This is a genomic window from Streptosporangium sp. NPDC050148 (genome assembly GCF_055586505.1).
Genome location: NZ_JBVJIA010000039.1, coordinates 64,552 through 74,599, shown reverse-complemented (window position 1 = coordinate 74,599; position 10,048 = coordinate 64,552). Strand labels below are relative to the sequence as shown.

Genomic DNA, 10,048 nt, shown 5'->3' with positions numbered 1-10,048 from the left:
CCCCCCCCCCCCCCCTCCCCCCCCCCCCCCCCCCCCCCCCCCCCCCCCCCCCCCCCCCCCCCCCCCCCCCCCCCCCCCCCCCCCCCCCCCCCCCCACCGCCGTGAAACGCTTCAGCATGAGGTAAAGCTGACACCTGGAAAGGGTCACGGCAAGGTAAGGACTCCACGCTCGTGTCACGGGTGGTACGGGCGAGGGCCGACCCGCCCGCGCCTACGCGTGGCCGGAGATGCCGCCGTCCACCGGGATCACGGCCCCGGTCAGGTAGGCGCCGGCCCGGGAGGACAGGAAGATCGCGGTGCCCGCCATGTCCTCGGGAGTGCCGATGCGGCCCAGCGGGACATGGGACGCCACGGCCGCGCGCATCTCCGGGTCGTCGAGGGCGAACGCCATCATCTTCGACTCGAACGGCCCCGGCGCGATCGCGTTGACCGTGATCGACTCCTTGGCGAGCCGCTGGGACAGGTGGCGGGTGAGCATGTGCACGGCGGCCTTGGCGGCCGAGTAGGCGTAGTTCTCCATCGAGGGCACCCGGATGCCGTCCACCGAGCCGATGTTGATCACTCTGGCCGGGTCCTGCGGGGTCGCCGAGGCGCGCAGCATCGGCAGGAACCGCTGGGTCAGGTGGAACACGCCCTTGACGTTGATCCCCCAGAGCTTGTCGAACGCCTGCCCGGGGTACTCCTCCAGCGGTGCCCCCCAGGTCGCCCCGGCGTTGTTGACCAGCACGTCCAGGCGGGACTCGCGCCCGGAGACCGCCTCGAACAGCGCGGACGCCCCGTCCTCGGTGGACAGGTCGGCCGGTACGGCGACGCATCCCAGTTCGGCGGCGGTCTTCTCGACCTCGGCCGCCTTCCGCGAGGAGATGTACACCGTGGCCCCCGCGTCGACGAACCCGGCCGCGATCATCCGGCCGATTCCACGGGAGCCGCCGGTGACGACGACGGTCTTGCCTTCCACGGAGAACAGAGTCATGTTCGGTAGCATGCCGCACGCCCCGCGACCCCGTCCATACCGACCGGTCGGTTCCTGACCGGGACGGCACGGCCGAGCCGATGGGATCGGTTTTTCCCGGGCTTCGTGCCCGTACGGGAGAAACGTCCTGAAAAATAAAGCCGGAGAATAAAAATAGAATGAAACAATCTTCCAACGCTCATTGACAGGAGCTGTTCGGATGGTGTGCCTTCGTTGTCAGGGATCATCGACGCGAAGGCGAGGCACACCATGGCCGCAACGGGTGCGCGGATGGCGGCACTGGGTCTGGCGCTCTCGGTGTCGATCCTCCCGCCGATCCAGGCGCCGGTCCCCGCCCACGCCTCGGCCGCGCATCCCCGATCGGCGCCGGCCGCCGAGCCGGACGGGACGGCCGGCCGGAGGGCCGAGGCACCCCCGCCGGCCAGGAAGGTCGTCCGGATGGGCGCCACCCAGAGCGTGGACTCGATGAACCCGTTCCTGGCGGTCAGGCTGATCTCCACGGCGATCCACCGCTGGACCTACGGCCAGCTCACCATGCCCGACCCCAGGACCCTCGCGCCCGCCCCCGACCTGGCCGAGTCGTGGAAGACCTCGGCGGACCGGCTGACCTGGACCTTCACCATGCGCGCCGGCGCCACCTGGTCGGACGGGCGGCCCGTCACCGCCCACGACGCCGCGTGGACCTTCAACAAGATCATGACCGACGACGCGGCCAAGACGGCGAACGGCCCCGCCGTGGAGAACTTCGACACCGTCACCGCGTCCGACGACCGGACCCTGGTCATCAGGACCGAGAAACCGCAGGCCTCCATGCTGGAGCTGCCGATCCCGATCATGCCCAGGCACGTCTGGGAGGGCGTCGGCGACGTCGGCACGTTCGAGAACGAGACCTACCCGGCCGTCGGCAACGGCCCCTACATCCCCGTCGAGCACCGGAAGAACGCGTACGTGAAGCTGAGGGCCAACCCGTCGTACTGGCGCGGCGCCCCCGCGATCGACGAGCTGCACGTCGTCTTCTACGAGAACCCCGAGGCGGCGATCGCCGGTCTGAAGAAGGGCGACGTCGACTGGATCGGCAGGCTGGCGCCCCCGCAGTTCCAGGCCCTCGCCGGCCACCCCGACATCGTGCAGTGGAACACCCCCGGCCGCCGGGCCGCCTACCTGCAGCTCAACCCGGGGGCCGAGACCTCCGGCGGCGAGCCGATCGGCGACGGCCACCCCGCCCTCAAGGACGCCCGGGTGCGCCGGGCCGTTCACCACGCGATCGACAAGAATGCCCTCGTCCGGCAGGTGCAGAACGGGCTGGCCGTACCGGCCGACGGCTCGATCGTCCCGCCGATGTACCGGGAGTTCTTCTGGCGGGCCGAGGGCGACGACGCCGTCACCTTCGACCCGGCCGAGGCCGGTCGCATCCTCGACGAGGCCGGGTACGCCAGGGGGGCCGACGGGATCCGGACCATGCCCGGCGGCGGGCGCAGGCTGGAGATGCGCTTCAGCGTCCGCACCGAGGAGCCCGTCGAGGAGAAGATCGCCCAGTACCTGACCGGCTGGCTCCGCGACATCGGCATCTCGCTCACCGTCCGCAGGATCGACGCCAACAGGTACACCGAGGAGACCGGGAGCACGGCACTGTACGACATCGCGATCAGCGGCTGGTCGGTCAACCCGGATCCGGAGGAGGTGCTGGCCACCCACCTGTGCGGCCGCAGGCCCACCGCGAGCGGCCAGGGCGGCGGCACCGAGTCGTTCTTCTGCGACGACGAGTTCGAGCGGCTGTACAGGGCGCAGCTGGCCGAGCTCGACCGGGCCGAACGCGTGAAACTGATCAAACGGATGCAGCGGCGCCTCTACACCGAGGCCCCGGTCATCGCGCTCTACTACCCCAACAACCTGGAGGGCTACCGCAGGGACAGGATCGCCTCCATCACCCCCCTCCCCGAGGACAGGGGCCTGCTGTACGGCGCCAGCGGCTACTGGCCGGTCTACTCCCTGCGGGCGGTGGAGCGTCCCGCGGCCCCCGCCGGGAGCGGCACGGGCACCGGTGCCGCCGTGGCGGTGGCGGCGATCGCCGCGCTGGCCCTCGGCGCCGGGGGAGTCCTGCTCGCCAGGCGCCGCCGCGCCCGCGCCGACGACCGCGAGTGACGCCCGTGCGAACCCCGGCCCCCTCGCCGCGGACCCCGCCGCGGACCCCGTCGCGAACCTCGTCGCGAACCTCGTCGCGAACCCCGGCGTGGGCCTGTCCGCGTACCCTGGCGCGACAGTGGAACAGCGGCCCGGACGGACAGGGCGAACAGGACGGACAGGACGGGCCGTGGGGCGCGCGCCGGAGCCTGGCGCGCTACGCGCTGGTCAAGCTCGGCGGGGCGCTGCTCAGCATCGCGCTGGTGGTCGTCGCCACCTTCTTCCTGTTCCGCCTGATCCCCGGCGACCCCACCATCGCCTACACCCGCGACGTACCGGTCACCCCGGAGCAGCTCGACCTGCTCCGCCGCCGGATGGGGCTGGACCGGCCGCTGGGCGAGCAGTTCCTCGACTTCGTGCTGCGCACCCTGCGGCTGGACCTGGGCACCTCGTACGAGTACCGGCGGCCGGTCACCGAGCTGATCGGCGAGCGGGTGGGTCCCACGCTGCTGCTGGTGGGCACCGGGCTGGCCGTCGCGGTGAGCCTGGGCATGTGGCAGGGCACCAGGGCCGCCTGGCGGCACGGCGGCAGGTTCGACCGCGTCTCCACCGGGACCGCGCTGACCCTGTGGTCGGTGCCGACCTTCTGGCTGGGACTGCTGCTGCTGATGGTCTTCGCCGCGGGGGCGGGCCCGCTGCCCGGCCTGTTCCCGACCCGGGGCATGCAGGACGTCGACGCGCCCGGGGGGCCGATGTACCTGCTGCACGTCGCCCACCACCTGGTGCTGCCCTGCCTCACCCTGGTGGCCGTGGTCTACGCGCAGTACCTGCTGGTCATGCGGTCGTCGCTGCTGGAGGAGATCGGCCAGGACTACGTGACCACGGCCCGCGCCAAGGGACTGCGCGACGACGACGTCCGGCGCTGCCACGCCGTGCCGAACGCGCTCCTGCCCACGGTGACGCTGGTCTTCATGCAGATCGGGTTCGTGGTGGGCGGCGCGGTCTCGGTGGAGTTCGTCTACTCCTGGCCCGGCCTGGGCCTGCTGTTCGTCGAGGCCATCAAGGGACCCGACTACGCGGTCATGCAGGGGACCTTCATGCTCGTCTGCGTCGCGGTCATCGTCATGAACACGCTGGCCGACGTGGTCTACCACGTCCTGGACCCGAGGGTGAGGTCGGCATGAGCCCGGACGCGACAGGCCCGTCCGGCACGGTGACCCGGCGCGGCGTCGCCCGTGCCCGCCGCCGCGCCGCCCTGGCCCGCTTCTGCCGCGCGTACGCCGCGAACCGGTCCGGGCTGTACGGGGCGGCGATCCTGCTGGCGGCCGTCACGGCGGCCCTGGTGACGCCGCTGGTCACCGACCCGGCGGGGATGGACGTCACCGGGGCCACGGGCACCGCGATGGCACCGCCGAGCGCGGAGTTCCCGCTGGGCACCGACGAGTCGGGCCGCTCGGTCCTGCTCATGCTGCTGTGGGGCTCGCGGGTCTCGCTGCTCATCGGCTTCATGTCCGCCCTGCTCAGCATGGTGATCGGCACGGTCTTCGGGATCGCCGCAGGGCACTTCCGCGGCCCGCTGGGGGCCGTGCTGATGCGCGTCACCGACTGGTTCCTGGTGCTCCCCTCGCTGGTCCTGGCCATGGTGCTCGCGGCCGTCCTCGGCGGCGGCGCGTCCACGATCATCCTGGCGATCGGGGTGACCTCCTGGGCCTCCACGGCGCGGCTGATCCGGGCCCAGACGCTGGCGGTCGAGGCCAGGCCGTACATCGAGAGGTCCAGGGCGCTGGGGGCCGGGCACTGGCACGTCATGACCCGGCACGTGCTGCCGAACGTCGCCCCGCTGGTGCTGGCCAACACCACCCTGATGGTGGCCAGCGCCATCGTCGCCGAGTCCACCCTGGCCTTCCTGGGCGCGGGCTCGGGCCAGGTGTCCTGGGGCGGCATGCTGCGCGGCTCCTACGACTGGGGGGCGGCCACCTCCGGCGCCTGGTGGTACGTGCTGCCGCCGGGCCTGTGCATCGTCGCGGTGGTGCTGGCGTTCACCCTGTGCGGGCGCGCCCTGGAGGCCGTGCTCAACCCGCGGCTGCGGGGGGTGGCCCGGTGAGCCTGCTCGAACTGCACGACGTGTCGGTGACCTACCGGGGCGCGGCCGGGGACGTGCCCGCCGTACGGGGCGTCTCGCTCGGCCTGGCGGCCGGTGAGGCGCTCGGCGTGGCCGGGGAGTCGGGGTCGGGCAAGTCGACGCTGGCCATGTCCCTGCTGCGGCTGCTGCCCCGGGACGCGCGGGTGTCCGGGCGGATCCTGCTGGAGGGCGAGGACGTGCTCGGCATGAGCTGGGGACGGCTGCGCGCCGTCCGGTGGGCGTCGGCCTCGGTGGTCTTCCAGGGCGCCCAGCACGCGCTGAACCCGGTGCGGCGGATCGGGGACCAGATCGCCGAGCCGCTGCTCGTGCACGGCGCGGCGACCCGGGACGGGGCCCGGCGCAGGACGGCGGAGCTGCTGGAACAGGTCGGCCTGCCCGCCTGGCGGGCGCGCGGCTACCCGCACGAGCTGTCCGGGGGGCAGCGCCAGCGCGTGATGATCGCCATGGCGCTCGCCTGCTCGCCGCGCCTGATCGTCGCCGACGAGCCGACCACCGCCCTGGACGTGATGATCCAGGCGCAGGTGCTCACGCTGATCCGCTCGCTCATCGCCGAGCACGGCATCGGCCTGATGATGATCTCTCACGACCTGTCGGTGCTGGCGGCGACGTGCGACCGGCTGGCGATCATGTACGCGGGGCGCGTGGTCGAGTCCGGCCCGGCGCGGCGGGTCTTCCGCGACGCCGCGCACCCCTACGGCCGGGCACTGGCCGGGGCGTTCCCCGTCGTCGGCGACGCCGCCTCCCGCAGGGCGCCCCGCGGGCTGGGCGGAGACCCGCCCGACCCGGCGCACCTGCCCGCCGGGTGCTCCTTCCATCCCCGCTGCCCGGTCTCGCTGGTCTCGTGCGCCTCGGAACCGGTCGAGCTCCGGCCGGTGACCGCGCAGATCCCCGGCCCGGCGCACGTCGCGGCGTGCGTGCACGTCGGCGAGGAGGCCCGATGACCCTGCTGGAGGCGCGGGACCTGCGCGTGGAGTTCGTCTCGCGCGGGCGCCGGGCCCGCGCGGTGGACGGGGTCAACCTCTCCCTGGCCGAGGGGGAGATCGTCGCGCTGGTCGGCGAGTCCGGCTGTGGCAAGACGACGCTGGCCCGCACCCTGCTCGGCCTGGAGCGGCCGGTCTCCGGCTCGGTCCGCTACGGCGGCACCCCGCTGGCCTACTCCTCGCGGGCCCTGAAGGCCTACCGGCGCGAGGTGCAGCTCGTGCTCCAGGATCCCACCGGGGCGCTCAACCCCCGGCACACCGTCTACGAGGCGGTGGCCGAGGGGCCGCGCATCCACCGCCTGCCCGACGAGGGCGAGCGGGTCGCGTCGGCGCTGTCGCGGGCCGGGCTGCGTCCCCCGGAACGGTTCTTCGGCCGCCACCCGCACGAGCTGTCGGGCGGGCAGCGCCAGCGCGTCGTCATCGCCGGGGCGCTGGCGCTGGAGCCCAGGGTGCTGGTCGCCGACGAGCCGGTGGCCTCGCTGGACGCCTCGGTGCGCGGCGAGATCCTCTCCCTGCTGCTGCGCCTGCGCGCCGAGCTGGGGCTGTCCGCCCTGGTCGTCACCCACGACCTCGGGCTGGCCTGGAACATCGCCGACCGCGTGGCCGTGATGTACCTGGGCAGGATCGTCGAGTCGGGGCCCGTGGAGCACGTCCTCACCGCGCCGTCGCACCCCTACACCCGGGCGCTGCTGTCGGTCCTGCCGGACTCGCCGGCACCGGTGGTGCTCGGCGGGGAGCCGCCGGACGCGACCCGCGTCCCGGCGGGCTGCCGCTTCCACCCGCGCTGCCAGGTGCTGGCGTCGGGCGCGGCGGCCGCGGCGGGGGTCGACGGGCTCTGCGCGTCCAGGCCGCTGCCGGTCCTGCCGTCCTCGCCCGGCGCCCACGTGGCCTGCCACCACGCCGAGGCCACCATGCTCACAGGCCGGGCAGACGACCGTTCCTGAACAGGTCGACGAAGAGCCCGTGGTCGGCCCTGGCCCGCGCCCCGTAGGCGTGCGCGAAGTCGACGAGCGTGCGGGTGAAGCCCTCGGCGTCGTCGCCGATCACGGCCACGATCGCGTCCTCGGTGGAGAAGTCGACCAGGTCGTGGCTGGACTCGTCGTCGGCCACCGAGTGCATCCGGGCCACCGCCCGGCCCAGGTCGCCGATCACCGAGGCGAGCTCGTCGGGCTCGTTGACGTCCCCCCAGTCCAGGTCGGCCGAGTACGGGGAGACCTCGGCGACGAGCTGGCCGACGCCGTTCAGCGTGGTGTAACCGAGCCAGGGGTCGGCGTACGCCTGCAGGGCCCGCTGCGACTCGGCGGTGCGGTGGCCCTGGTGCTCGAAGTGGCCGTGCACCTTCTCGTCGGCGATGTGCCGCGCCACGGCCGGGACCTGCGCCTGCTTCATGTAGAGGATGACGTCGTTCTCCAGCGCCTGGGTGTGGCCCTCCAGCAGCATGTTGTACGACGGCAGCCCGGCCGAGCCGATCCCCACACCGGTGCGGAGCGCGAAGTCCTTGATCCTGTGCTCGATCTCCGAGGTGGCCGGCAGCGTCGTCAGGTAGTCCCGGAAGGCCGCCTCCACGGCCCGGCGGGTGTCGGCGTCCACCGGGTGGCGGCCGTCCATCACGGCGAACCTGCGGTCGAAGTTCTCGACGGTGGTCTCCAGCTCCAGCAGCGCCACCCGGGTGTGCAGCCGGGCGTGCTGCAGCACCCGGTGGAGCACGCCGGTCGTGGTGTCCAGCGTCAGCGAGCCGATCGCGTCGTCCCCGCCGTGCGAGACGGCGGTCAGCTCGGCGAGGTAGGAGGCGGCGAAGCCGGTCACCAGGCCGGTGATGACCTCGTCCGACAGCGCCTTGGCGTACCCGATGAGCGCGACGCTGGCCACGAGGCGCCGCAGGTCCCAGATGTAGGGGCCGACGTAGGCCTCGTCGAAGTCGTTGACGTTGAAGACCAGCACGCCCGAGGCGTTCATGTACGTGCCGAAGTTCTCCGCGTGCAGGTCGCCGTGGATCCAGACCCGGCGGGTCGGCCCGTCCAGGAAGGCGTCGTCGGCGAACGCGCCGGTCATGTCCGCGTAGAACAGGCTGGCGCTGCCCCGGTAGAAGGCGAAGGGGGAGGCGGCCATCTTGCGGAACTTGCGCCGGAAGGCGGCCGGGTCGCGCCTCATGGAGTCGCCGAACTCGGTGACCAGGACGTCGAGAATGTGCGCCGAGCGCCCATCGGTGTTCATGGTGCGCACCGTAGGCGGTGGAACCGGGTGCGTGCCAGTCCCGGCGCGTCACGAATGTGGAACGTGCCAGGGCACGGGCCCCGGGTGCGGGGCGGCCGTGCCGCGGATCCGGGCGCGGCCGCCGGGGCGTCGACAACCGCGCCCCGCGATCATAGGGTCGAAGGCGGAAGGACCGTGCGGCCGGTCGCCGGGGCCGGCGAGGCCGCGGAGACCGTGGAGGCGGGCATGTCGGTGCTGGAGGGCAAGGCGGCCGTGGTCACCGGGGGGTCCCGGGGCATCGGCAGGGCGATCGTGGAGCGTCTCGCCCGCGACGGGGCGGACGTCGTCTTCGGCTACGCGAGCGACGCCGCGGCCGCGGCCGACGTGGAGCGCACGGTCAAGGAGGCGGGCGGCAGCGCCCGCGCCGTCCAGGCCGACCTCGCCGAGCCGGGCGCCGCCGAACGGCTGATGGAGACCGCGGGGGAGATCCTCGGCGGCCTGGACATCCTGGTCAACAACGCCGCGCCGTACCTCCCGCCGACCCCCCTCGCCGAGACCACCGAGGAGCACTACGACCGCGCCATGACGGTCAACGCCAAGGCGCCCTTCCTGACCATCCGCCACGCCGCCCGGCACATGCGCGACGGCGGGCGCATCGTCAACATCTCCACCGTCAACACGGTCAGGGCCGCTCCCGGCAGCGCCTCCTACGTGGCGAGCAAGGGCGCCCTGGAACAGCTCACCGCGGTCGCGGCCCGCGAGCTGGGCGGGCGGGGCATCACCGTCAACACGGTCTCCCCCGGCGCCACCGACACCGACCTGCTGCGCTCCAGCAACCCCGAGAAGGTGCTGGGCCAGATGGCCGCGATGACCCCGCTCGGCCGGCTGGGCACCCCCTCGGACATCGCCGACGTCGTGGCCTTCCTGGCGGGGCCGGACGGGCGCTGGCTGACCGGCCAGAACGTCCGCGCCGACGGCGGCCTCATCTGACGGCGGGAACGGCGCCGCGGATCACCGGCAGCCCTTCGCGTACTCGCGTCCGGGGAGGGCGCCGCCGGGAAGGCGGTGCAGAGGCGTCCCGGCGGGTCCGGGCCCGCCGGGTGCGCCTCCGTGAGGGGAAGCGCGCCCTGGCGGGCGTGGGGGACCCGCCAGGACGCGTTCCGCTCCGGCGCGGCGGCGGAGGACCCCGGCGAGGGATGGGGTCCTCGGCCGCTAGTCGCGCGCGGAGTCTGTGGCGGTGAAGGCGCGGACCGCCTGGTCCGCCTCCTCCTCCGTGAGGTCGTCGCCGGGCGCGGGGGACCGGTAGTGCCGTGAGATGAGCCGGGCCGCACCCACCGGGTCGTCCGCCGGATGGGTCGACTCGTGGCCGTCCTCATTCCAGACAAACATCCCGTTCTTACACCAAACGGTCAGTTCAGTCAGTACCGACAGCACCGACATGCCGCTGGCATTGCTCTGGTAGGTGTGCGTGAATCCCTGACGGTGCAACGCGTAGCGCAGGAGACGCGTCGCCTCGCGGGGATCGCGCCAGGGCAGATGTGGCGTACCCGTGCGGGCCGACAGCACCGGCCTCCACCCCCTCGCTGACCTTTCGATGGATTTGTACCAACGATTGGATGATGCGGGTCTTGGGAGGTT

9 protein-coding genes are annotated in these 10,048 nt (G+C 73.1%); 6 read left to right on the top strand and 3 right to left on the bottom strand.

Going from position 1 to position 10,048, the window contains the following annotated elements; translation table 11 throughout:
• Window positions 1–211: 211 nt before the first annotated feature.
• Window positions 212–973 (bottom strand): SDR family oxidoreductase, encoded by a 762-nt coding sequence (locus tag ACZ6RT_RS32105; RefSeq protein ID WP_470157576.1) that lies wholly within the window; start codon window positions 971–973, stop codon window positions 212–214.
• 270 nt (window positions 974–1,243) lie between these two features.
• On the opposite strand from ACZ6RT_RS32105, the gene ACZ6RT_RS32100 reads away from it, so the two are divergent.
• From ACZ6RT_RS32100 to ACZ6RT_RS32080, 5 genes are all read left to right on the top strand, one after another.
• Window positions 1,244–3,115 (top strand): ABC transporter substrate-binding protein, encoded by a 1,872-nt coding sequence (locus ACZ6RT_RS32100; protein WP_470157575.1) that lies wholly within the window; start codon window positions 1,244–1,246, stop codon window positions 3,113–3,115.
• A gap of 107 nt (window positions 3,116–3,222) precedes the next feature.
• Window positions 3,223–4,278 carry an ABC transporter permease gene (locus tag ACZ6RT_RS32095; protein WP_470157578.1) on the top strand — a complete coding sequence of 352 codons (1,056 nt, stop codon included), beginning with the start codon at window positions 3,223–3,225 and terminating at the stop codon, window positions 4,276–4,278.
• Complete coding sequence (locus tag ACZ6RT_RS32090) at window positions 4,275–5,198, top strand: ABC transporter permease (protein ID WP_470157574.1); 924 nt, start codon at window positions 4,275–4,277, stop codon at window positions 5,196–5,198. Before ACZ6RT_RS32095 ends, ACZ6RT_RS32090 begins: the two co-directional genes overlap by 4 nt.
• Complete coding sequence (locus ACZ6RT_RS32085) at window positions 5,195–6,178, top strand: ABC transporter ATP-binding protein (protein WP_470157573.1); 984 nt, start codon at window positions 5,195–5,197, stop codon at window positions 6,176–6,178. The genes ACZ6RT_RS32090 and ACZ6RT_RS32085 overlap by 4 nt, the downstream gene beginning before the upstream one ends.
• Window positions 6,175–7,161 carry an ABC transporter ATP-binding protein gene (locus tag ACZ6RT_RS32080; RefSeq protein WP_470157572.1) on the top strand — a complete coding sequence of 329 codons (987 nt, stop codon included), beginning with the start codon at window positions 6,175–6,177 and terminating at the stop codon, window positions 7,159–7,161. Before ACZ6RT_RS32085 ends, ACZ6RT_RS32080 begins: the two co-directional genes overlap by 4 nt.
• Here ACZ6RT_RS32080 and ACZ6RT_RS32075 read toward each other — a convergent pair.
• On the bottom strand, window positions 7,133–8,431 hold the full coding sequence (locus ACZ6RT_RS32075) for a DUF2252 domain-containing protein (protein WP_470157571.1): 1,299 nt from the start codon (window positions 8,429–8,431) through the stop codon (window positions 7,133–7,135). The two genes, ACZ6RT_RS32080 and ACZ6RT_RS32075, sit on opposite strands and share 29 nt — an antisense overlap.
• A 174-nt stretch (window positions 8,432–8,605) precedes the next feature.
• Between ACZ6RT_RS32075 and ACZ6RT_RS32070 the strand changes: the two genes are divergently transcribed.
• Window positions 8,606–9,400 (top strand): glucose 1-dehydrogenase, encoded by a 795-nt coding sequence (locus tag ACZ6RT_RS32070; RefSeq protein WP_399196940.1) that lies wholly within the window; start codon window positions 8,606–8,608, stop codon window positions 9,398–9,400.
• A gap of 222 nt (window positions 9,401–9,622) precedes the next feature.
• Here the strand turns inward: ACZ6RT_RS32070 and ACZ6RT_RS32065 are convergent, their stop codons facing one another.
• Entirely contained in the window at window positions 9,623–9,976 is a 354-nt protein-coding gene (locus ACZ6RT_RS32065; RefSeq protein WP_399196939.1) for a hypothetical protein, read from the bottom strand.
• Window positions 9,977–10,048 lie beyond the last annotated feature (72 nt).